Here is a 21,760-nt window from a genome sequence, read left to right on the forward strand (position 1 = left end):
CGGTAGGATCGATCGTCATGTCCCGACCCCTCACCCGCAGTACCGCGCTGTCCCCGGCGTGGCCGCTGCCGCTGTACCTCCTGCGCACCGCGTGGGCGGATCAACCGTTCGACGAGTTGACCTCGTACGTCTCCGGCCTTGCGGAGTCGCACCTGCTGGAGATCGTCGGAGCGCCGGTCCCGATGCTCGCCGAGGTCTCCCCCGCCGCCGGCCCGGCAGGACTCCTGCCCGGGCTCGTCACGACGCTGCGGCGCGCGGGGCGTTCGTACCCGGCGCCGGAGGCGTTGTCCCTGCTGACGACGGCGCCCGGGGACACCTCGAGCCTGCCGCCGGTCCCGGCGGTCCGCGCGGACGTGGCCGACGCCGGGTGGGGGATCCTCGTCCGCGCCCCCGAGTCACGCGACGCCGTGTGCCTGACCTGCGTCGAACCGCATCCGGATGTGCTGCGGTGGCGAGCGCGCGGGATACATGACTGCCCGGTCGCACCCCAACCGGCCGGCCCCTCGGAGGCGCTCGCCGACCTGGGCGGAGCCGTCGTGGAGGCCGCCGACCTCATCGAACGCACCGCCGTGCGCACAAACGACGTGGCCCGGATCGACATCCGTTCCCACGTCACCCGCCTGCCGGCCGGGCTCCCGTCCCGCGTCCTCGAACTGGTGGACAGGATCGACCGGGTCGAGGCGATCACCTCCGTCGCGCTGGCACAGCCGGAGGTCGGGGTGGACCCCGCCGCGCGCGAGCCGGTCCTCCGGCGACTCGTCGCGGTGAAGGACGCCGCCCGTCGGTCCGCGGTGGCCGCGGCCGGCGAGGGGGCGCTGAGAACTTTCTGACCACGCCCGGGGACCGGGACCGGCGGCGCGTCAGGTCACGCTCTCCGCGAGGGTGCCGGGCAACAGTCGACCGCGCACCGGGCGCCGTTCCGGGTGCAACCCAGGGACGGCACCTCACCGAGCCGATCGATCCGCTCCCCCGTCTCGACCTCGTCGAGCATCTGCAGGATCAACTCGGTGAACTCGCGCGACGGGCCCGGGGTCGCGCACCGGGTGATGCGCACCCCGAGGTCCTCGGTGTCCTCGACGAGTTCGGTGTCGAGATCCCAGATCACCTCGACATGGTCGGAGATGAAACCGACCGGGCACACGACGACGTCACGTATCCCCTGATGCGTCGCGAGGTTCCGAACGTGGTCCACGACGTCCGGTTCGAGCCACGGCACGCTCGGCGGCCCCGACCGGGACTGCCACACGACGTCGTACTCGTCCACCCCGGCCGCCGCGGCGACGAGACGCGCGGCGTCCTTGACCTGACGGCTGTAGAGGTGACCGCCGAGTCTCTTGGGGCCGGCGGTGGCGTCGGCAGTGGTCGGGACGGAGTGTGCGGTGAACACCAGTCGGGGTTCTCCCCCCGTACCGACCCCGGCACCGTCGGAGTCGGCGTCGCGGGCCAGCTGCCGGGCGTCGTCGAGGGCACGCGACAGGTCGGACGCGAAGCGCTCGACGAACTTCGGATGGTCGTGGAACTGTCCCAGGCGCACGAGCGTGGGAGCGTTCTCGACCGCGCCGCGTGCCCGCTCGATGTCCTCGTGGTACTGCCCGCACCCGGAGTATCCACCCCACGCCGAGGTGGCGAACACCGCCGCGGTGCGGACGCCGTCATCACGCATCCGCGTGACGGTGTCCTCGAGATACGGGGTCCAGTTGCGGTTGCCGAAGTAAACGGGCAGGTCGCGGCCGCGGCGGGCCAGTTCGGCCTCGACATTCGCGATGATCTCGCGGTTGAGGTCGTTGATCGGGCTGCGGCCGCCCAGGTGGCGGTAGTGGGTGGCCACCTCCTCGAGGCGCTCCTGCGGGATCCCCCGGCCCCGGGTGACGTTCTCCAGGAACGGGATCACGTCCTCCTGTCCCTCGGGCCCGCCGAACGAGAGCACGAGCAGGGCGTCGACCTGCCCCACTGTGTCGTCCTGCCCCACGGTGTCGTCCGTCGCTCCGGTCATGTCACTTCTCCTGTCCGCTGAACGAGACCGTCCCCGCGCCGCCGTCCGCGTAGATCACCGTGCCGGTCGTGGCGGTCATGAGGTCCGAGAGCAGGGCGACGGCCGTCGTGGCCACCGCGGTGGGGTCGTCGACGTCCCATCCCAGCGGGGCCCGCCGGTCCCACTCGTCCTGCATCTGGTCCAGTTCGCCACCGGGTCCGAGGGCCTCGCCCGCGATCGCCTTCGCCGCGAGCGTCTTGACGGGCCCGGCCGCGATGAGGTTCGAGCGGATCCCCTCTGGACCCAGGTCGCGGGCGACATAGCGATTGACCGCCTCGAGTGCGTTCTTGGCGACCGACATCCAGTTGTAGAACGGCATGGAGAACCGCGGGTCGAAGTCCAGGCCGATGATCGACGCACCGCGGTTCAGCAGGGGGCGTACCGCCTTGGCCAGCGAGGCGTAGGAGTAGGCGGAGACCTCGAGCGCGACGGCCACGTCTTTCCAGGGCGCGTCGAGGAAGGGATCCCCGAGACAACTGGGCGGCGCGAATCCGATCGAGTGCACGACGCCGTCCACCGAGTCGGCGTGCTCCCGCACCCGGTCGGCCAGCGCGGCCAGGTCGTCCTCACTCTGGACGTCCAACTCGATCACCGGGGGACGTTCGGGCAGGCGCTTGGCGATGGCCCTGACCAACGACGGGCGGCCGAAGGCCGTGAGGATGACCTGCGCACCGTGCAGTTGGCAGTGCTTGGCGATGTGGAAGGCGATGGAGGCGTCGGTGATGACGCCCGTGACGAGGATCGTCTTACCGGAGAGCAGCCCGGAGCTGGTCTCCACCTTCTCGCCCGTGTCGGTCTGGCTCATGTCAGTGCCCCATTCCCATTCCGCCGTCGACCGGGATCACGGCCCCGGAGATGTAGCCGGCGTCGTCACCGGCGAGAAAACTCACGATCCCGGCCACGTCTCCGGCCGACCCCTTGCGTCCGAGCGGGATCGCGGCGATCGCCTGCTCCTGCGTCTTGTCGTCGAGCCCGGCGGTCATGTCGGTGTCGATGAAACCCGGCGCCACGACGTTCGCGGTGATGCTGCGGGACCCGAGTTCGCGGGTGAGCGAGCGCGCCATGCCGACCAGCCCGGCCTTCGACGAGGCGTAGTTCACCTGCCCCGCGGTGCCCGACTGCCCGACCACCGAACCGATGAAGATCAGGCGACCGAACCGGGCCCGCAACATCCCGCGGGAGGCACGCTTGGCCACCCGGAACGCGCCCGAGAGGTTGGCGTCCACCACGCTGGTGAACTGCTCGTCCTTCATCCGCATGAGCAGGGTGTCATCGGTGGTCCCCGCGTTGGAGACCACCACCTCCACCGGGCCGTACTCGGCCTCGACGGCGGTGAAGGCGGCGTCGACCGAGTCGGAGTCGGTCACATCGCACTGCACCCCGAAGAGCCCTTCGGGGGCCCCGGACCCGCGGTGGGTGACGGCGACGCGGTGGCCGTCGGCATGGAGCCGCTCGGCCACCGCCCGCCCGATCCCGCGGTTACCTCCGGTCACGAGGACCGTTCGGGGGGTGGTGCCGGGCGTGCTCTCGGAAACCATGTCCCCCACCCTAGCGAGCCGGGGCGGGCGGTCCGGCGCTGGTCCGCACTCGTGTCCCGGTCGGTGTCACGGGATCCGCCGGTGCGCGGTCAGTGACCCGGCCGCCGCGAGCATGGCCAGCAGGGTGCCGATGACGAGCCAGGGCCGGGAGGCGTCGGCCTTCTTCCACTCGTAGCCGATCTGTTCCTCGAGGGTGCGGTACACGGAGTCGAGCTCCTCGAGACTGGAGGCGGTGAAGAAGTCGCCCCCGGAGATGTCGGCGATCTGTCGCAGGGACGCGTCGTCGACGGGCACGGGCTGCGGTCTGCCCTGGATGTCGACGGTGCCGTACAGGGTGCCGAACGAGATGGTGGAGACGGGGATGCCGGCTTCCGAGGCCCGTTCGGCGGCGGTGAACGCGCCCCGCTCCTCGGTGGGGTCGGCGGGGACGGTCTCCTTGCCGTCGGAGAGCAGGACGATTCTCGCCGGGGGTGCCTGGTCAGGTCCGCCCAGGCTTTCGGTGAACGTGGTGATCGCCTGGGTGGCGGTGTAGATGGCCTCCCCTGTGGCGGTGCGCTCGTCGAGCCTGAGTCGCTCGACCGCGCGGACCACCGGTCCCCGGTCCGTGGTGGGGGCGACGAGCATCGAGGCGGTGCCCGCGTAGGAGACCAGGCCCAGGTTGACGCCCTGGGTGAGGTTGTTCGCGAAGGTCGTGGCGGCCTGCTGTGCGGCCTCGAGTCGCGACGGGGAGACGTCGGTGGCCTCCATGGACAGGGACACGTCGACGACGAGCATGACGGTCGCCCGGTTACGTGGAACCTTCTGTTCTCGCTGTGGGCCGGCGAGGGCCACCACGAGGGTGAGCAGTGACAGCACCAGGAGCACGGCCGGGACGTGCGTGAACCAGCGGCGTCCTCGACGATCGACGGTCCGGAGGACCCCGAAGTTGCCGAACCGCACGGTCCGGCGCTTCTTGGACCGCAGCGCGATGACGTATCCCACGGCGAGTGCCAGTGGAACGACCAGCAGGATCAGCCAGAGCGGATGCTGGAACTCGGACAGGCTCATCGCGTCGCCACCTCCTGCGTGCCGGGCCGGTCGTCGGGGAGGTCGCGGACGAGATTGTCGCCGGTCGGCAGGCCGCCCTGGCGGCGCACACCGACGAAGTCGATGACGTCACGGATCCAGTCACGGTCGGTCCGCAGGGCGAGGACGGGTGCACCGCACCGCCGGAGCGCGGAGTGGACGCGGTCGCGGTGCTCACCGGCGGTTCGGCGGTAGTCGGCGGCGAGCGCGTCGTCGACGTCGAGTTCGAGGACCTCCCCGGTGGCGGGATCCTGCAGCAGGGCGGCGCCCACGGCCGGGAGTGCGATGTCGAGTGGGTCCGCCACGTGGACGGCGAGGAACTCGTGGCGGGTGCCCAGGACGCGCAGCGACCGTTCCCAGTCCACCTCGGACAGGAAGTCGGAAATCACCACCACCAGGCCGTGCCGGCGAGCGGCGTTCCGGACGGCGTGGAGGCAATCGTCGAGCGAGCCCCCCGGCGTGACGCGTGGTGTCGACCGCGCCACCTCCTCCAGTAGGCGTCGGACGTGGTCCCGTCCGCCGGTCGCCCGCAGGACGCGTGGGCGTCCGTCCCCGGTGAGGACCATGCCGACCCGGCTACCACCGCCCGCCGAGAGGAAGCCGACGGTGGCGACGGCGGCCTCGACCAGTCGCCGCTTGGCTCCGTGCCGGCCCTCCACGTCGAGACTCGGCGAGAGGTCGACGACCAGCCACGTCTCGAGCTCGCGGTCGGCGATGGTCTGACGGATGTGCGGGACGGTGGTCCTGGCGGTGACGGACCAGTCCATCGTTCGGACGTCGTCCCCGGGTTCGTAGGCCCGCGCCTCCCCGGGCTCGGTGCCCGGCCCGGGCAGCAGTCCGCGGTGGTCGCCGTTGAGTACCCCGTCGAGACGGCGCGTGACGAGCAGTTCCAGCTGGGCCAGGGCCGCACGGGACGACGCGTCGACGGGGTCGTCGCGTCTGCCCTCGTCCGCGGCGGTCACCGTGACGGCGGCGGGCCGGCCTGGGCGGGAACCGCGCTGATCTGTGGGAGCGGTACGGCTTCGAGCACGCGTCGCACCACGGTGTCGGCGGTGACCTCGTCGGCCAGCGCGTCATAGGTCAGAACGAGACGGTGCCGGAGGACGGCCGGCAGGACGTCGATCACGTCCTGCGGCACCACGTAGTCGCGTCCCCGCACCAGGGCGAGCGCACGGGCTGCGGTGACGGCCCCGAGCGTCGCACGGGGAGAGGCGCCGTAGGAGAGCCACCGCGCGACGTCCTCCAGTCCGTGCCGTGCGGGTTCGCGGGTGGCCACCGTGACGCGGACGACGTAGTCGACCAACGCGTGATGGACGAACACCTCGCGGACGGCCTTCTGCAACCGGATGAGGGCGTCGACGCCGAGGACCCGCGTGGGTTCCGGCGGGGTCGAGCCCATCCGGTAGACGATCTCGCGTTCCTCCTCCGGGGTGGGGTAATCCATGACGAGCTTGAACAGGAAGCGGTCCCGTTGTGCCTCCGGCAGCTGGTAGACACCCTCGCTCTCGATGGGGTTCTGCGTGGCCATGACGAGGAACGGGCTGGGCATGGGGAAGGTCTGACCGCCGATCGAGACGTGCCCCTCGGCCATGACCTCGAGCAGCGCGGACTGGACCTTGGCGGGTGCACGGTTGATCTCGTCCGCGAGCACGAAGTTCGCCAGGATGGGGCCGAGCTCGACATCGAACTCCTCGCGGCCCTGCCGGTAGATGCGGGTGCCGACGATGTCGGCGGGGACGAGGTCCGGGGTGAACTGGAGCCGCCGGAAACTCCCCCCCACCACGGTGGCGAAGGTCTCCACGGTGAGGGTCTTGGCCACGCCCGGGACGCCCTCGAGCAGGATGTGACCCCGCGAGAGGAGGCCGACGAGGATCATCTCGATCAGTCGGTCCTGGCCCACCACGACCTTCTTGACCTCGTAGACCGCTCGCTCGAGGAGACGTGCGTCCTCCGCGGCCGTCGACGCGCTCACGGGGGGCTCGCCGGGACGGCTCGACTGTTCGGGATGGGGATCGCTCACCGCGGAGGGCTCCTTCGCGTGGTCGGGTGTTCCGGGCGCCCTGCCGGGGCCGTCCGAACGGGTTGGGGACGACAGTACCGGTGCCGCGGTCAGACCAACCGGACCACCATCGGCGAGATCCCGGCCATCCGCACCGGCGAGATCTTCACGACGTCACCGGATTGGGGTGCCTCGACCATCTTGCCGTCGCCGAGGTACAGGGCCACGTGGCCGGGCCAGAACAGCATGTCGCCCCGCTGTCGCGTGGCCACCGGGAACTGCGGCCCGGCGGTGTACTGGTAGCCGGTGTAGTGCGGGAGCGCCTTGCCGATCCCGGCGAACGCGTAGATCATCAACCCGGAACAGTCGAAGCCGATCTTGTTGTAGTCACCGTGCCAGTCGGCGACCCCGCCGTCGCGGATGCCACGGGTGGGCCCGTTGGCATCGCCGCCTCCCCACGCGTACGGCATCCCGAGCTGGGAGAGGGCGCGGTTGACGACGGTCTCCACGCGAGCACTGTTCGAGGGGGTCCCGGCATTCCCGCCCTGGCCGGCGCCCGGCCCGGGCGCCGCCGGCCCCTGGGCGATCGAGCCGAAGTCGGCCCGGCTGATCGCGTCGGCGACCTGCTGCACGATCGCCTCGGTGTCACCGTTGATGCCGGCGTCGACGGCCGCGCCCACGCTGCCGGCGTCGATGGTCCCTCCGATGGCGCGGGTCGCCTCGTCCGAAGAGCCCCCGGCGAACTGCCGGACCGCACCCAGGTCGAGATGCGACGGGAGCGCGGAGGCGATGTCGGCCGCCTGCTCCCCGGCCTCCGGCTGGCCCGCGAGGACACTGAGGGCCTCCGCGCGCATCGCCTCTGCGTCGACCGCGTCCGCGGCGTCGACCCGTGGGCCCGCCGGGGTGGCACCCGACTCCGCGAGGGCGGCGCGGTGCTCGTCCAGTTCACGGGTCAGCGCGACGACCCGGACCTCCAGAGCGGTGACGTCGCCCGCGACCCTGGAGACCTCCGCCTCGGCGGAGGCCCGACGCTCGGCGGCGTCCGAGTAACGCTGCTCGGCGGAGTCGCGGGCGGCCACTGCCTCGGACTCGCGCCGGGCGGCCTCATCGGCGGCCGCCACCATCTCCCCCACCACGGTGCGCTGGTCGGCCGCGGCTCGCTGGAGATACTCCTGGCGCAGCCCGGCATCCGCCGGCCCGCCGGGATCGAGGATCGCCGACGCCGCGCCCGGTGCGGTTCCCTGCCGGTGCAACAGCCGTGAATAATCGTCGAGGGTGCCGCGCGCGGACTCGACGCCGGACTCCGCCTGCTCGCGTTCGGCGGAGGTGCGGTCTGCCTCGGCGATGGCCCGGTCGAGTTCGATCCGGGCCATCTGGAGGTCGACCAGGCTCTTGTTGACGCTCTCCCGGCTGACCGCGATCTCCTCGCGGGTCTGGTCCAGTCGGGCGCTGGCATCGGCGACGGCACGGATAAGGCCGGAGATGTCGCCGGGCGCGACCGCGGTGACCTGCTGGGCTCCGGCCACCGGCGCCTGCACCGCACCGGCGGCTGTTCCCAGGACCAGCACCGCGGCCAGTGCCGCCCGCCCGGGTGCCCTTCCGGGATACCTGCGTGTGCGCGCCCCTCGGGCACGGTTCGACGAATGGTCAGGCTCCACGTTTCACCTTCCGCTGACCGCACCGGGGTGCGGCTGACCGCGCGACCCGCACGGCGGGACGCGAGACCGAGGCGGTGTCGGCGGCCGGTGATGCCTTCCCCTGCGCCACTGGAGCCTCAACACGACTCGGTAGAACCTAGTGTTCCTTTAGCACCGTAGGTCACAGGGAACACATGTGAAACATCGGTCGGCAAAATACACTGCTGTAACTTGCATAACAGCAGGACGGGCGGCGTGTCGCGAACTGGACACCGTTGTCGGAAAAGCGACGTTTCGGCGTCTTCTCAGCGTGAGCGACGTCGCAGGACGATCGCGAAGGCGACGAGCGCGAGCACGGTGACCACGATCGCGGCCGCGGTCAGGGTGCCCCATGGCGGAGCGGGGGCGGTGACCTTGTGAGCGAAGACCGCGGCGGAGGCCACCGGGTCGAACTCCTCCCAGGCGTCGTCCTGTCCGGCCTCGAGTTGGTGGCGCGGGATCGAGTCGCTGGAGCTGCCGATGAACACCGGGGTGCGCACGAGGATCGTGCCGTCGTACTCCTCGCCCAGGAACGCCGCGAGGTCACGGGCGTCCGTGTAGACGGTCGCCGGCGCCTCGGTATAGACCACCTTCAGGTCCAGACCGCGATCACCGGCCTCGTCCACCACGGTCCGGAGGCCCTCGACGAACGGTGCAGGTGCGGAGACCCCGTCGTCGGCGAGGTCGGCGACCACGGCCTGGTAGTCCAGCCAGGGCGGGACCTCGTCCTCCCGTAACGACATGATCGGCTCGGCCGCATACGCGAGCACCGTCACGGGATCGGAGGGAGTGTCCACGTGCGACATGGTGCCATCTCTCCGTCGTCGCCCACGAACCCACGCGCCGCTCGTCGGCGATAACCGCAGTCGCGTGCCCACGTTCGGGCGTGCCGGGGGCTATACAGGACGGGCGTACTGGTAAATTGGCGGCCGAAGACGGATCACAGGGTCCACAATGGATGCTGTGTCCGCCCCGGCGCCGCCGCCCGAGACAGACGCGGTGACACCGGGAGGGATGACGAACCGACATTCGCACCACGAGTGGAGCTGACGTGACAGCAAGCATTGATAGTTTCGGCGCCAAGGGGACCCTTGAGGTCGGCGACGAGACCTACGACATCTACCGCCTGTCGGCGGTTCCGGGGGCCGAGAAGCTCCCTTACTCGCTCAAGGTCCTCACCGAGAACCTCCTGCGCACCGAGGACGGCAAGAACGTCACTAAGGCGCACATCGAGGCCCTGGCGAGCTGGGACCCCAGTGCCGAGCCCGACACCGAGATCCAGTTCACGCCGGCCCGCGTGATCATGCAGGACTTCACAGGCGTGCCCTGCATCGTCGACCTCGCCACCATGCGTGAGGCCGTCGAGAAGCTCGGTGGAGACCCGGACAAGGTCAACCCCCTCGCCCCCGCCGAGATGGTCATCGACCACTCGGTGATCATCGAGTCCTTCGGTCAGGCCAGTTCGTTCGAGAAGAACGTGGAGATCGAGTACGAGCGCAACGAGGAGCGGTACCAGTTCCTGCGCTGGGGTCAGGGCGCGTTCGACGACTTCAAGGTCGTCCCCCCGGGCACCGGCATCGTCCACCAGGTCAACATCGAGTACCTGGCGCGCACGGTGATGGTCCGCAACGGCCAGGCCTACCCCGACACCTGTGTCGGTACCGACTCGCACACCACCATGGAGAACGGTCTCGGCGTCCTCGGCTGGGGCGTCGGCGGCATCGAGGCCGAGGCCGCGATGCTCGGTCAGCCGATCTCCATGCTCATCCCCCGCGTCGTGGGCTTCAAGCTCACCGGTGCGATCAAGCCGGGCGTCACCGCCACCGACGTGGTGCTGACGATCACCGAGATGCTGCGCAAGCACGGCGTCGTCGGCAAGTTCGTCGAGTTCTACGGCGCCGGTGTCGCGGCCGTGCCGCTGGCCAACCGCGCCACTATCGGCAACATGAGCCCGGAGTTCGGCTCCACCTGCGCCATGTTCCCGATCGACGGCGAGACCATCGATTACCTGCGCCTGACCGGCCGCGACGAGGAGCAGCTCGCCCTCGTCGAGGCCTACGCCAAGGAGCAGGGCATGTGGCTCCACCCGGACTCCGAGGAGCCCGTCTTCTCCGAGTACCTGGAGCTGGACCTCGGGGACGTCGTCCCGTCGATCGCCGGCCCGAAGCGTCCCCAGGACCGCATCGAGCTCTCCGATTCCAAGAGCGCGTTCCGCAAGGACATCCACAACTACGTGGACGGCGAGGCCAAGCCGCTCGGTGACACCGAGAAGGGCCGGATGCAGTCCGAGGGCGGTGCCCCGTCGGACAACGCCGGCAAGGTGACCCTCGCCCATGCCGAGGAAGGCGCGGTCCGCGCCGACGCGTCCACGCGTTCCGAGGGCCGCCCGTCGAAGCCGGTCGAGGTCAAGGTCGGCGACACGGAGATGGTGCTGGACCACGGCATCGTGTCCATCGCGTCGATCACCTCGTGCACCAACACCTCCAACCCGTCGGTGATGATCGGCGCCGGGCTCGTCGCCCGCAAGGCGCACGAGAAGGGCCTCACGGCCAAGCCGTGGGTCAAGACCTCCATGGCCCCGGGCTCGCAGGTCGTCACCGAGTACTACGAGCGTGCCGGTCTCTGGCCCGACCTGGAGGCTCTCGGCTTCCACCTCGTCGGCTACGGCTGCACCACCTGCATCGGCAACTCCGGTCCGCTGCCGGAGGAGATCTCCGCCGCGATCCAGGAGAACGACCTCACCGCGACCGCCGTCCTGTCCGGTAACCGCAACTTCGAGGGCCGGATCAACCAGGACGTCAAGATGAACTACCTGGCGTCCCCGCCGCTGGTCATCGCCTACGCGATCGCCGGCTCGATGGACTTCGACTTCGAGAACGACTCGCTGGGCAAGGACAAGGAGGGCAACGACGTCTTCCTCAAGGACATCTGGCCCACCTCCGAGGAGATCGAGGAGACCATCAAGGCCTCCATCTCGTCCAACGAGTACAAGTCCAAGTACGCCGACGTGTTCGCCGGTGACGAGCGCTGGCGCGGTCTCAGCACCCCGGACGGCAAGACCTTCGAGTGGGACCAGAAGTCGACCTACGTCCGCAAGGCCCCGTACTTCGAGGGCATGGAGATGGAGCCGGAGCCCGTCACCGACATCAAGGGCGCCCGCGTCCTGGCCAAGCTCGGCGACTCGGTCACCACCGACCACATCTCGCCGGCGTCGACCATCAAGCCGGGCACCCCGGCGGCGCAGTACCTCGACGCCAATGGTGTGGAGCGCAAAGACTACAACTCCTTCGGCTCCCGCCGCGGCAACCACGAGGTCATGATCCGCGGCACGTTCGCCAACATCCGGCTGCAGAACCAGCTGCTGGACGGCGTGACGGGCGGATACACCCGGGACTTCACCCAGGAGGGTGCGCCGCAGGCGTTCATCTACGACGCCGCGCAGAACTACGCCGAGCAGAACACCCCACTCGTCGTGCTCGGCGGCAAGGAGTACGGGACCGGCTCCTCGCGTGACTGGGCCGCCAAGGGCACGCGCCTGCTCGGCGTCCGCGCCGTGATCACCGAGTCGTTCGAGCGCATCCACCGCTCCAACCTCATCGGCATGGGCGTCATCCCGCTGCAGTTCCCCGAGGGCGAGTCCCACGAGACGCTCGGGCTCGACGGCACGGAGACCTTCGACATCTCCGGCATCGAGGAGCTGAACAACGGCACCACGCCCAAGACGGTCAAGGTCACCGCCACCAAGGAGGACGGCCAGGTCGTCGAGTTCGACGCCAAGGTGCGCATCGACACCCCCGGTGAGGCGGACTACTACCGCAACGGCGGCATCCTGCAGTACGTCCTGCGGAACATGATCAAGGGCTGATCGGCCTCCCACATCAACGGCGGTGCGCGGTTTCCCCTGCTCAGGCACGGTGGCTGCGCACCGCCGCGGTGTTTCCGAAGGAAGGTAGCGAGATGCCCAGGGTCAGTCAGGACCACATGGACGCCCGGCGACACCAGATCCTGTCAGGCGCACGTGAGTGCTTCGCCGAGTACGGGTTCGAGGGCGCCACGGTGCGTCGTCTGGAAGAGGCCACCGGACTGAGCCGGGGTGCCATCTTCCACCACTTCGACGACAAGGACGCGCTCTTCCTCGCACTCGCGCACGACGACGCGGCGGCGATGGCCGCCACCGTGGCCGCGCAGGGTCTGGTCCAGGTGATGCGGGAGATCCTCGCCGACCCCCAGGGGTTCTCCTGGCTCGGGACGCGTCTGGAGATCGCCCGGCGGATCCGCACCGACCCGGACTTCCGGGAACGGTGGACGGACCGACAGGCGGAGGTCGACGCGGCGGTCGTGGCCCGCCTCCGCGAACAGAAGGCGTCCGGAAGGATGCGCACCGACATCCCCGCGGACGTGCTGCGTGTGTACCTCGACATCGTGCTCGATGGCCTCATCACTCACCTGGCGACGGGTCGCGGCACCGAGCACGTCAGCGAGATGCTCGACCTCGTCGAGGCGTCCCTGCGGACCGGGCAGGGGTGACCCGGAGCCGGTCTCCCGCCGGGCCTGCCGCCTCCGCCGCCTCCGCCGCCTCCGCAGGTTCCCGCCGCCTCCGCCGCCTCCGCAGGTTCCCGCCGCCTCCGCCGCCTCCGCCGCCTCCGCCGCCTCCGCAGGTTCCCGCCGAGAAGAGGAAAACGCGCGTATCGGTCGAGTGAGCGTGCACGAGATCCTCTTCTCGGCGGGGCCACGGGAACGGCGCGTACGTTGGTCGCATGTCCACACCTGACACGCAGATCCCCCAGCTCACCCTGAACGACGGCCGCTCGATCCCCCAGGTCGGATTCGGCACCTTCCAGGTCCCGCCCGCCGACACCGAGAAGGTCGTCACCGACGCGATCGAAGCCGGTTACCGCCACCTCGACACCGCTCAGATGTACGGCAACGAGGAGGGCGTGGGCCGGGCCGTCGCGGCGTCCGGCATCCCGCGCGACGAGTTCTGGATCACCACCAAACTCAACAACACCTTCCACGAGCGCACCGCCGCCCGTGAAGCCACCGAGCGTTCGCTCGAGGCTCTGGGCGGGCGCATCGACCTCTACCTCGTGCACTGGCCACTGGCGATGCACAACGACGTCGCCACCGTGTGGGAGACGATGGAGGAGATCCGCTCCGACCTGGCCGTCGACTCGATCGGCGTCTCCAACTTCACCGCGGCGAACCTCGCGCGACTGGCGGAGGCCGGCCTGAGCACCCCGACGGTCGACCAGATCGAGTCCAACCCGTACTTCGTCAACGACGACCTGCGCGCGGCGTGCGTCGAGCGGGGCATCGCTGTGGAGGCGTGGAGTCCGCTGGCCCAGGGCGCGGTCTTCGGTGACCCCCAGTTGCAGGCGCTCGCCGAGCAGGTCGGGCGCACGGTGTCCCAGGTCGTGCTCCGGTGGGTGCTGCAGCGGGGCGACATCGTCTTCCCCAAGTCCTCGAGCCCGGCCCGCATGCGCGAGAACCTCGAGGTGTTCGACTTCGAGCTGTCGGACGAGCAGATGGCTTCCATCACCGCGCTGCACAACGGCACCCGTTCGGGCCCGGACCCGGACACCTTCGACTGGCGCGGCTGACCCCACCGCCAGACCCCACCGCCAGACCCCGGCTCCCGACCCCGTCGCCCAACCCCGTCGACAAGACAGTTCCGCACACGTTTGCCGAGAGGTAGGTGTGCGGAACGCTCTTTTCGACGGCGCGACGGGCCGCAAGCGCCCTAGAGTCGGTCCATGACCACCACCGCGGACACGGGCGGGGAGCCCGGCGCGGGCGGGGCTCCCCGCGGCGCGCCGGGCCGGACAGTGACCGACCGGTCCACCACGGCTCCGGTCCTCGCCTCGTACGCGGCGGGCAGCCTCGGCACGGGTGCGTTCGGCACCCTGCCCGGTTTGGTGCTGGCGTACTACCTCACGGACTCGATCGGGGTGGCGGCGGCCGTCGCGACGGTGCTCGTGCTGGTGCCCAAGGTCATCGACGTCCTGGCCTACCCGCTCATCGGCGCGATCTCGGACAGGGCGTCCCACCGCAGCGGCTATCGCACGGGCCTGATGCTGTTCGGCGCGCTGGCCCTGCCGCTGCTGTTCGTGGCGACCTTCTCGGCGCCGCCCGGCTGGAGCACGGGCGCGGCCGGGGTGTGGGTGATGGGCTTCTTCCTCCTGGCCTCGATCGCGTATTCGTGCTTCCAGGTGCCGTATCTGGCACTGCCGGCCGAGCTCACCGATGACGCCGCCGCCCGGGTGACGCTGCTGGCGTGGCGGGTGGCCGTTCTCGCCGCGGCGATCCTGCTCACCGGGGGCGGGGGCCCGGCGCTGCGCGACGCCGCCGGCGGCGGGCCCACCGGATACGTGGTGATGGCCGTCGGGGTCGCCGCGCTGATGCTCATGGGCATGCTGTGGTCGACGTTCGTGGCGGGCCGCAGCACGATCATGCGGGCCGACGCGCCGGCCGGTGGGCTCGCGCACGAGTATCGCGACGGACTCGACGCGCTGCGGGTCACGCGGCCGTTCCGGCTGCTCGTCGCGGTGTTCTGTCTGCAGGCTGTCGCGACGGCCGTGATGCTCGCGGGCGGCCAGTACGTGGCGACCTACGTGCTGGGTGACGAGACCGCTCTGACCGGGCTCTTCCTCGCACTGGTGGGCCCTGCGCTACTCGTGATGCCGCTGTGGACCCGTCTCGCGCACGCCCGCGGGAAGGTGCCGGCGCTGGCCGCGGCCACGGCGCTGTTCACGGTGGCGACCCTGCTGCTCATCCCGGCCGGCTTCTCCCCCGGCGCGTGGGTCCACCTCCCGGTGGCGATGGCGGGTGTCGCGTACGCGGGAATGCAGGCTCTACCGATGTCGATGCTGCCCGACTGCACCGACCTGGATCGCTCGTTGGGGGGACGACGACGAAGTGGCGCGATGAGCGGCCTGTGGACGGCGTCGGAGACCGGCGCGATGGCCCTGGGCCCGGTAGTCGTGCTCGCCCTGTTGGCATTCGGTGGTTTCCGCTCCGGCGGGGTGTCCGATCAGCCCGGGACGGCGCACTGGGCCATCGTCCTCGCGTTCTCCCTGGTTCCCGCGCTCCTCGCCGGCGCGAGCCTGCTGCTGATCCGGACTCTCGGCCGGTCCTATCCCCGATGGACGGAGCGAACATGACCCCCGATCCCCTCGCCCTGGAGATCACCGATCGCGGGGAACACGCGCTGGCCCGCCTCGCCGCGATGCGGGCGCAGGACCCGCCGACCACCGGGGGCCGGGTCCTCTCGTACGTCTACGATTCCGGGCTCGCCGAACTCGACGAACTGGCGACCCGCGCGGCTCGTCTCGCCCATGGCGTCAACGGCCTCGACCCCACGGTGTACTCCTCGGTCGCCCGGATCCACGGCGGCATAGTCGACCGTGTGCGCGACATTCTCCGTGGACGGTCCGCGGGCGCGGGTGGCGAGGGGGGCGAGGGTGGTGACGCGCGAGGCCGCGACATCTACGGGAACGTCACGTCCGGTGGCACCGAGAGCTGCATGCTCGCCTGCCTCGCCGCCCGCGAGGTCTCCGGTCGACAGCCGGGCGACGGTGGAACGATCGTCGCGCCGGTGACGGTGCACGCGGCGTTCCGCAAGGCCGCGCACCTGCTGGGCCTGAGGTTCGTCGGCGTCGAGGTCGATCCCGGGACGGGGCGGGTGACCGCCGCCGAGCTCCTCGCGGCGGTCGATGGGGACACGGTGCTGGTGGTGTGTTCGGCGCCCGCCTACCCGAACGGCGTGATCGACCCCGTGGCCGAGGTCGCCGCCGGGCTCGAGGCCGTGCACGATCCGCGCATCGGGTTGCACGTCGACGCCTGTCTCGGCGGCCTAGTGCTGCCGTTCTGGCCCGGTCCGGACCCCGCCGGTCCGGACGCCACCGAGCCGAACCCGATGCCGCTCTGGGACCTCCGTGTCGCGCGGGTCACCAGCATCTCGGCGGACGTACACAAGTACGGTTTCGCACCCAAGGGCACGTCGGTGCTGCTCAGCCGGGGCCGCGAACGCCACCGGGCGGCATGGTTCGCCACCGTCGACTGGCCCGGTTACCCGGTGGTCAACCCGACGCTCGCCGGATCCAAACCGCTCGAACCCGCCGCGGCGGCGTGGACGGTGCTCGAGGCGCTCGGCGACGGCGGGCAGCGTGAACTGGTCGCCCGGACCGCCCGGGCGACCGATCGGTTGGTCGACGGGTTGTCCGGCATCGAGGGGCTACGAGTCCTCGACCGCGATCCCGGCCCACTGCTGGCGGTCGTCGCCGACGAGTCCGCCGGAGACGGCCGGCGCGTTCACCCGCACCTCTGGGCGGATGCCTGCGCCCGGAGGGGCATCGCCGTCCAGGCGCAGCCCGCCTACCGCCAGAAGCGAGGGACCTTGTCGTCGTCGTCCCACCTCACCATCACCCCGGTGACCGAACGGCTCGTCGAGGAGATCCTCCGCGTGGCGTTTGAGGCCGCAGACGAGGTCCGCGGGCAGCCTGATCCAGTTCCTCCAACGGGGTTCGCCGACGTGCTCGACGCGCTCGAGACAGGGGCCCTCTCCCCCGCCGACCTGCTCGCCCTGTCGGAGGACGAGGTCCATGCGCTCGTGGGTGGCGTCCTCGCCGACGACGAGGCCGGGGCCGAGGGTGGCGGCGATGCGGGGATGGCGCCGCTCCTCGCGGCGATCGAGCGGCTGCCCGCCGGCGTGGGCGGCCGCCTGGTCCGCGCCTACCTCGCGGCGGTGATGGAGTGACGGTGATGGAGTGATTCAGGCGAACTCCGCCTGGATCTCGGCAGACGCCCGGAACCACCGACCGATGTACGGCACCGCGATAGGAGCGGGATTCGCCCGGAGGTACCGCACGAACCAGTCGGTCAACCCGTCCCACTGGGCGTGATCGCCCGGGGGATGGAGTCCCCATCCCAGTTCGGTGAGCGTCCAGTGCGCTTTGGCGGAGTTGCGCAGCATGGATGTCGTCACCCAGTTCGCCTCGGTGTCCTCTCCCCCACGGGACACCGGCTGCAGGTGGTCGATGGTCGGGAACAGCTCCCAGAACGCGAAGTGCGATCGCGACATCGCCCAGTTCGGATCCGCGGGGAAGTCCTCCGGAAGCAGTACGGAGAGCAGCCGTAGGGCCCCGGGGTTGACCAGACGCGTCCCGCTGTAGCGGTCGACGAACCCGTCGCGGTAGAAGAGACGCAATGACCTCCGCTCCGTGTAACTCCGGGACGTCTTCTCCACGGGCACGAACGGGTAGCGGAGGCGGAGTATCCGACTGCCTTCGTCAAGCCCAACGGTCGCGATCGCATCGGCGACATCCGCCAGCACATCCGCCTTGTCCTCGAGCTCCGGCGCGGCCACTCGTGCACCAGGGACATCGCGGGTCGCGTCATCCATCTACTCGCCCTCCACTCCGGGTTGCGGTCTTAATCCCAGTGTGAGCGGCCCATACGACAAGCGCCCCCCGACTCGAGATCGGGGGGCGCGGTCGGCATACGGGGCGACGCCTCAGACGAGGACCGCGACCGCGACGTTGACGATGCCCAGGACACCGGCGACGTGGGTCAGGGTCGCGGTGCTGCCCTGGGCCTTGGCCTCCTTGCGGACGCCGATGATCGCGACGACGAGGATGACGATCGCGACCAGCAGCTTGATACCGATCTTCATGTGGTTGAGGTCGGCGTCCTGCATCTCGCGCAGGCCCACGAGCAGCAGTCCGGTCACCACCTGGAGGATCGCGCCGTGGAGGATGCCCTTCGCCATGTAAGGCGCCTTGATGGTGGCGAGCCAACCACCGATGATCCCGGCGAGACCGATGAAGTGCAGGATGAGGATGATCTGGATGACAGTGTCCATGGGGCGAATTGTCTCAGGTCAGCGCGACAGCATTGCAGGTAAGGGTCTCCTGTGTGACGCTTGACTCGGTGGGGCGTGGATGCTGCATGTGACGCCCCCCGGCGGGTGGCGCCGCTAGTCGGTTTCGTGGCTCGAGTGCGGCAGGACGGCCACGGGGCAGTGCGCGTGCGCCACGACGTGCTGACTGACCGAGCCGAGCAGCATCCCGGTGAACCCGTCTCGTCCGCGGCTACCGACCACCACGAGCCGGGCGTCCCCGGATGCAGCGATCAACGCTTCGGCCGCGTGGCCCTGCAGGACGGCCGGCTTGTACGAGGCGTCCTCCCCCAGGGCGTTGCGCACCGCGTCCGCGAGCATCTCGCGCGCGCTGCTCTCCAACTCGGAGGAGTCCTCCCACCCAGCCATTGCATACGGGCCGTAGACCGCTGGCAATTGGTACGCGGTCAGGGCGATCAGTGGCGCGTCGAGCGCTGCCGCGTACTCGGCTGCCCACTTCAGGGCCCGTAGCGAATCCGGTCCGCCGTCGACTCCGACGACTACTGGCCTGGTGTCCATGAGCTGTCCTCCTCCGGCGAGATGCCGACGGTGCCCCGGACTGTCGTGCACCGACGACACCTTCCACCGTAGACCTGCCGGAGAGGTCCCGTGAGGTTACGCGAGTTCGACGGTCACATGCGCGAACGTCCGCGTGCCCTCGCTGCGCTGGGTTACGCGAGTTCGACGATCTCCATGTACTCCTGGCTCCATAGGTCCTCCGTGCCGTCCGGCAGGATGATGACCCGCTCCGGCTCCAACGCCTCGACGGCGCCGGGGTCGTGCGTGACCAGCACGACCGCACCCTCATACGTCCGTAGAGCGTCGAGGACCTGCTCGCGCGAGATCGGGTCCAGGTTGTTCGTGGGCTCGTCGAGCAGGAGGACGTTGGCTGCCGAGGACACCAGCCCGGCCAGCGCCAGACGCGTGCGCTCACCACCGGAGAGCGTGCCTGTCGGCTGCTCGAGTTGGGGGCCGGTGAACATGAACGCCCCCAGCAGGCTGCGCAGTTCCTGCTCCCCCGCGTCCGGCGCAGCGTGGCGGATGTTCTCCCACACGCTGGCGTCCATGTCCAGGGTGTCGTGCTCCTGGGCGAAGTAGCCGATCTTGAGCCCGTACCCGGAGACGACGCCGCCCTCGCCGTCGGTGCGTTCCACACCGGCGAGCAGCTTGAGCAGAGTCGTCTTTCCGGCACCGTTGTAACCCAGCACCACCACGCGGCTGCCCTTGTCGATCGCCAGGTCGACTCCGGCGAACACCTCGAGCGAGCCGTACATCTTGGTCAGGCCCTTGGCGAACAGCGGCGTCTTGCCACAGGCCGCGGGAGTGGGAAACTTGATCCGCGCAGCCTTGTCGGCGACGCGGACCTCGTCGAGATTGTCGATCATGGCGTCGGCACGCCGGATCATCTGCTTGGCGGCGGCCGCCTTGGTGGCCTTGGCGCCCAGCTTGGCGGCCTGCATCTTGAGCTGCGAGGCCTTCTTCTCCGCATTCGCCTTCTCACGTCGGCGCCGGGCCTCGTCCGTGGCGCGGGCGTCGAGGTACTTCTTCCACCCCATGTTGTAGGCGTCGATCTCCCCGCGCACGGCGTCGAGGAACCACACCTTGTTCACCACGGCCTCGAGCAGCTCGACATCGTGGGAGATGATGATCAGCCCGCCCTCGTGCTTCTCGAGGAACTGGCGCAGCCAGGTGATGGAGTCGGCGTCGAGGTGGTTGGTGGGCTCGTCGAGCAGCAGCATGGTCTGCGATTTGCCGGCACCGTCGGAGGCGGCGAACAGGATCCGCGCCAACTCCACGCGGCGGCGCTGACCGCCGGACAAGGTGCCCAGATTCTGGGTGAGGATCCGGTCCTCCAGCCCCAGGCTGTTGCAGATGCGTGCGGCCTCGCTCTCGGCCTCGTAACCGCCGCGGGCGGAGAACTCGTCCTCGAGGCGCCCGTACTTACGCACGGCCTTGTCCATGGCCTTGTCGTCCGGTGCGGAGACCATCTGCTCCTGGGCGGCGGTCATGTCGGCCATGATCACGTCCAGCCCGCGGGCGGAGAGGACCCGGCTGCGCGCGAGCTGGTCCATGTTGCCCTCACGCGGGTCCTGCGGCAGATATCCCAGGTCACCGGTCCGGACGACCTTCCCGGCGTAGGGTTCACCTTCGCCGGCGAGGATCCTCATCGTCGTCGTCTTACCCGCGCCGTTCCGTCCCACCAGGCCGATCCGGTCGCCGGGCTGGACCCGCAGCGAGGACCCGTCCATGTGGAGCAGGGTGCGCACGCCGGCGCGCACCTCAAGGTCGTCGATGGTGATCACGTGCGCGGGTACCTCGCTGTAGCGTTCGGGGAAGAGTCGGCGGCCCGCCCGCTGACGAGTCCGGGCCGACCTGCCACTCTACCTGCGGCGCGAGTGCGCCGACGAGTCCGGTGACGTGGGTCTCCGCGACCAGAGAGCGTGCGCCGAGTTCGCCTTCCGGCGGATTCTCTTGCCGCGCGTCGGTCGCTGCGACCTGTGGGCGGCCTGACTGGCGTACGTCGGATGAGGTCGGCGCCTTGGCGGCGTCGCGTCCTGCTGGCCGCGGGCCGACCGCTGTCTGCAGCCGCTCCTGGCCCTGGCGCCTCGCTTCTGCAGATGGCCACGACAGCCCTCCTCGCCCCTCACGATGGCGTCTCGCCTGCGCATCGGGGCAGGCCAGACGCCATCGTGAGGGGCGACTGCAAGAGCCTGGCCACCCCGCCCGGCCTGCCTTCAACCCGCGCTGCGCCCGTACAGGTTCTGCACGCTGCGGCCGATCGGACCGTGGTCGTCCGAGAGCAGCGTGTCGGTGAGTGCCCCGTGGCCGGGCCCGCCGATCGTCTCCGAATCCAGGCGCACCCAGCCGGGCTCGGGCTCGCGGTGCAGGGAGACCACCAGGTCGCAGTTGATCGTCGGGTGGTCGACCGGGTCGGTGGCCAGGGAGACGCCGCTCGCGGAGTCGGCCACCACCACGGTGTGCTGCCACCCGGTCATCCGCTCCCCGGCGACCAGGTCGACCCGCGCCCGCCCCCACGCCCGGGCCGGACCCAGTTCGTCCCCGCCGCCGGATTCGTAGGAGAAGTCGACCACCGAGAGGTACCCGCCGGCGTGGGCGAAACTCATCATGGGATCGCGCTCGCGCTTCTCGGGCACCGGCGGCGCCGCGTGATCGCCCACCACGGGATAGTCCGCGGACGTGCGCCGCATCAGCCAGCCGCGCGCGACCAACGTCGACCGGCCGCCCACGGACGCGGTCGCCTCGAGCAGCTCCACGCTGCGCCCGGGTCGGATCGTGCGCACCTCGATGTCCAGGGGCGCCACCGGCACGGGGCCCAGGACGTCGACGGACACCCTCGCCAGTCTCATGTCCGGGGCGGAGTCGGAGCCGGAGCCGGCCCGTTCCATGGCCCGCACCAGCAGCGCGCTCGGCGGGCCGGCGTGCTGGGCCTCGGCGGACCACGGCCCGGCGGTGAGTGCCGTGGACTCGAAGCGGGCCTCGTCGACCTGCTGGTAGAACGCGTCGGACATGGGTCCCCTCTCGTGCGGGCGGTAG

19 protein-coding genes are annotated in these 21,760 nt (G+C 70.3%); 6 read left to right on the top strand and 13 right to left on the bottom strand.

The window, feature by feature from the left end:
• Positions 1–17 precede the first annotated feature (17 nt).
• Complete coding sequence (locus G6R20_RS05475) at positions 18–830, top strand: hypothetical protein (protein WP_163375778.1); 813 nt, start codon at positions 18–20, stop codon at positions 828–830.
• Between the two features lie 35 nt (positions 831–865).
• On the opposite strand, the gene G6R20_RS05480 is transcribed toward G6R20_RS05475, so the two are convergent.
• The 8 genes from G6R20_RS05480 to G6R20_RS05515 form a co-directional block, all read right to left on the bottom strand.
• Complete coding sequence (locus tag G6R20_RS05480; protein ID WP_163375779.1) at positions 866–1,993, bottom strand: ferrochelatase; 1,128 nt, start codon at positions 1,991–1,993, stop codon at positions 866–868.
• A 1-nt stretch (position 1,994) separates the two neighbouring features.
• Positions 1,995–2,837, bottom strand: coding sequence for an NADH-dependent enoyl-ACP reductase InhA (inhA, locus tag G6R20_RS05485; protein ID WP_163375780.1), 843 nt, complete (start codon positions 2,835–2,837; stop codon positions 1,995–1,997).
• A 1-nt stretch (position 2,838) separates the two neighbouring features.
• Positions 2,839–3,570 carry a 3-oxoacyl-ACP reductase FabG1 gene (gene fabG1, locus G6R20_RS05490; RefSeq protein ID WP_163375781.1) on the bottom strand — a complete coding sequence of 244 codons (732 nt, stop codon included), beginning with the start codon at positions 3,568–3,570 and terminating at the stop codon, positions 2,839–2,841.
• Between the two features lie 66 nt (positions 3,571–3,636).
• The gene (locus G6R20_RS05495) at positions 3,637–4,617 is read right to left on the bottom strand and encodes a VWA domain-containing protein (RefSeq protein ID WP_067714366.1); all 981 of its coding nucleotides are present in this window, start codon (positions 4,615–4,617) and stop codon (positions 3,637–3,639) included.
• Entirely contained in the window at positions 4,614–5,597 is a 984-nt protein-coding gene (locus G6R20_RS05500) for a DUF58 domain-containing protein (RefSeq protein WP_067714363.1), read from the bottom strand. The genes G6R20_RS05495 and G6R20_RS05500 overlap by 4 nt, the downstream gene beginning before the upstream one ends.
• On the bottom strand, positions 5,594–6,607 hold the full coding sequence (locus tag G6R20_RS05505; RefSeq protein WP_067714538.1) for a MoxR family ATPase: 1,014 nt from the start codon (positions 6,605–6,607) through the stop codon (positions 5,594–5,596). The genes G6R20_RS05500 and G6R20_RS05505 overlap by 4 nt, the downstream gene beginning before the upstream one ends.
• Positions 6,608–6,744: 137 nt before the next feature.
• Complete coding sequence (locus tag G6R20_RS18650; RefSeq protein ID WP_240341287.1) at positions 6,745–8,292, bottom strand: NlpC/P60 family protein; 1,548 nt, start codon at positions 8,290–8,292, stop codon at positions 6,745–6,747.
• A gap of 284 nt (positions 8,293–8,576) precedes the next feature.
• Positions 8,577–9,107, bottom strand: coding sequence for a DUF6676 family protein (locus G6R20_RS05515; RefSeq protein ID WP_163375782.1), 531 nt, complete (start codon positions 9,105–9,107; stop codon positions 8,577–8,579).
• 254 nt (positions 9,108–9,361) lie between these two features.
• Here G6R20_RS05515 and G6R20_RS05520 point away from each other — a divergent pair, with 254 nt between their 5' ends.
• From G6R20_RS05520 to G6R20_RS05540, 5 genes are all read left to right on the top strand, one after another.
• On the top strand, positions 9,362–12,175 hold the full coding sequence (locus G6R20_RS05520) for an aconitate hydratase (protein ID WP_067714358.1): 2,814 nt from the start codon (positions 9,362–9,364) through the stop codon (positions 12,173–12,175).
• Between the two features lie 92 nt (positions 12,176–12,267).
• On the top strand, positions 12,268–12,837 hold the full coding sequence (locus G6R20_RS05525) for a TetR/AcrR family transcriptional regulator (RefSeq protein ID WP_163375783.1): 570 nt from the start codon (positions 12,268–12,270) through the stop codon (positions 12,835–12,837).
• Positions 12,838–13,067: 230 nt separating this feature from the next.
• Positions 13,068–13,910 (top strand): aldo/keto reductase, encoded by an 843-nt coding sequence (locus G6R20_RS05530; protein ID WP_163375784.1) that lies wholly within the window; start codon positions 13,068–13,070, stop codon positions 13,908–13,910.
• A 153-nt stretch (positions 13,911–14,063) separates the two neighbouring features.
• Positions 14,064–15,470 (top strand): MFS transporter, encoded by a 1,407-nt coding sequence (locus G6R20_RS05535; protein ID WP_240341289.1) that lies wholly within the window; start codon positions 14,064–14,066, stop codon positions 15,468–15,470.
• On the top strand, positions 15,467–17,065 hold the full coding sequence (locus tag G6R20_RS05540) for a pyridoxal-dependent decarboxylase (RefSeq protein WP_163375785.1): 1,599 nt from the start codon (positions 15,467–15,469) through the stop codon (positions 17,063–17,065). The genes G6R20_RS05535 and G6R20_RS05540 overlap by 4 nt, the downstream gene beginning before the upstream one ends.
• A gap of 15 nt (positions 17,066–17,080) precedes the next feature.
• Here the strand turns inward: G6R20_RS05540 and G6R20_RS05545 are convergent, their stop codons facing one another.
• From G6R20_RS05545 to G6R20_RS05565, 5 genes are all read right to left on the bottom strand, one after another.
• Positions 17,081–17,710, bottom strand: a complete 630-nt coding sequence (locus G6R20_RS05545) for an HNH endonuclease (RefSeq protein WP_163375786.1) — start codon at positions 17,708–17,710, stop codon at positions 17,081–17,083.
• Between the two features lie 111 nt (positions 17,711–17,821).
• Positions 17,822–18,169: a hypothetical protein gene (locus tag G6R20_RS05550; RefSeq protein WP_069390489.1), complete on the bottom strand. Its 348-nt coding sequence runs from the start codon at positions 18,167–18,169 to the stop codon at positions 17,822–17,824.
• Positions 18,170–18,283: 114 nt separating this feature from the next.
• Positions 18,284–18,724, bottom strand: coding sequence for a universal stress protein (locus G6R20_RS05555; RefSeq protein WP_163375787.1), 441 nt, complete (start codon positions 18,722–18,724; stop codon positions 18,284–18,286).
• A gap of 152 nt (positions 18,725–18,876) precedes the next feature.
• Positions 18,877–20,508, bottom strand: coding sequence for an ABC-F family ATP-binding cassette domain-containing protein (locus tag G6R20_RS05560; RefSeq protein WP_163375788.1), 1,632 nt, complete (start codon positions 20,506–20,508; stop codon positions 18,877–18,879).
• A gap of 432 nt (positions 20,509–20,940) precedes the next feature.
• Positions 20,941–21,735, bottom strand: a complete 795-nt coding sequence (locus tag G6R20_RS05565; RefSeq protein ID WP_163375789.1) for a thioesterase family protein — start codon at positions 21,733–21,735, stop codon at positions 20,941–20,943.
• Between the last annotated feature and the right edge of the window lie 25 nt (positions 21,736–21,760).

The sequence above is a fragment of the Dietzia sp. Alg238-R159 genome, from assembly GCF_900537145.1.
Classification (GTDB): domain Bacteria; phylum Actinomycetota; class Actinomycetes; order Mycobacteriales; family Mycobacteriaceae; genus Dietzia; species Dietzia kunjamensis.

Coding starts and splice junctions, on each gene's coding strand:
- G6R20_RS05475 (WP_163375778.1), top strand. CDS start 18: ATGTCCCGACCCCTCACCCGCAGTACCGCGCTGTCCCCGGCGTGGCCG.
- G6R20_RS05480 (WP_163375779.1), bottom strand. CDS start 1,993: ATGACCGGAGCGACGGACGACACCGTGGGGCAGGACGACACAGTGGGG.
- inhA (WP_163375780.1), bottom strand. CDS start 2,837: ATGAGCCAGACCGACACGGGCGAGAAGGTGGAGACCAGCTCCGGGCTG.
- fabG1 (WP_163375781.1), bottom strand. CDS start 3,570: ATGGTTTCCGAGAGCACGCCCGGCACCACCCCCCGAACGGTCCTCGTG.
- G6R20_RS05495 (WP_067714366.1), bottom strand. CDS start 4,617: ATGAGCCTGTCCGAGTTCCAGCATCCGCTCTGGCTGATCCTGCTGGTC.
- G6R20_RS05525 (WP_163375783.1), top strand. CDS start 12,268: ATGCCCAGGGTCAGTCAGGACCACATGGACGCCCGGCGACACCAGATC.
- G6R20_RS05530 (WP_163375784.1), top strand. CDS start 13,068: ATGTCCACACCTGACACGCAGATCCCCCAGCTCACCCTGAACGACGGC.
- G6R20_RS05535 (WP_240341289.1), top strand. CDS start 14,064: ATGACCACCACCGCGGACACGGGCGGGGAGCCCGGCGCGGGCGGGGCT.
- G6R20_RS05540 (WP_163375785.1), top strand. CDS start 15,467: ATGACCCCCGATCCCCTCGCCCTGGAGATCACCGATCGCGGGGAACAC.
- G6R20_RS05545 (WP_163375786.1), bottom strand. CDS start 17,710: ATGGATGACGCGACCCGCGATGTCCCTGGTGCACGAGTGGCCGCGCCG.
- G6R20_RS05550 (WP_069390489.1), bottom strand. CDS start 18,169: ATGGACACTGTCATCCAGATCATCCTCATCCTGCACTTCATCGGTCTC.
- G6R20_RS05555 (WP_163375787.1), bottom strand. CDS start 18,724: ATGGACACCAGGCCAGTAGTCGTCGGAGTCGACGGCGGACCGGATTCG.
- G6R20_RS05565 (WP_163375789.1), bottom strand. CDS start 21,735: ATGTCCGACGCGTTCTACCAGCAGGTCGACGAGGCCCGCTTCGAGTCC.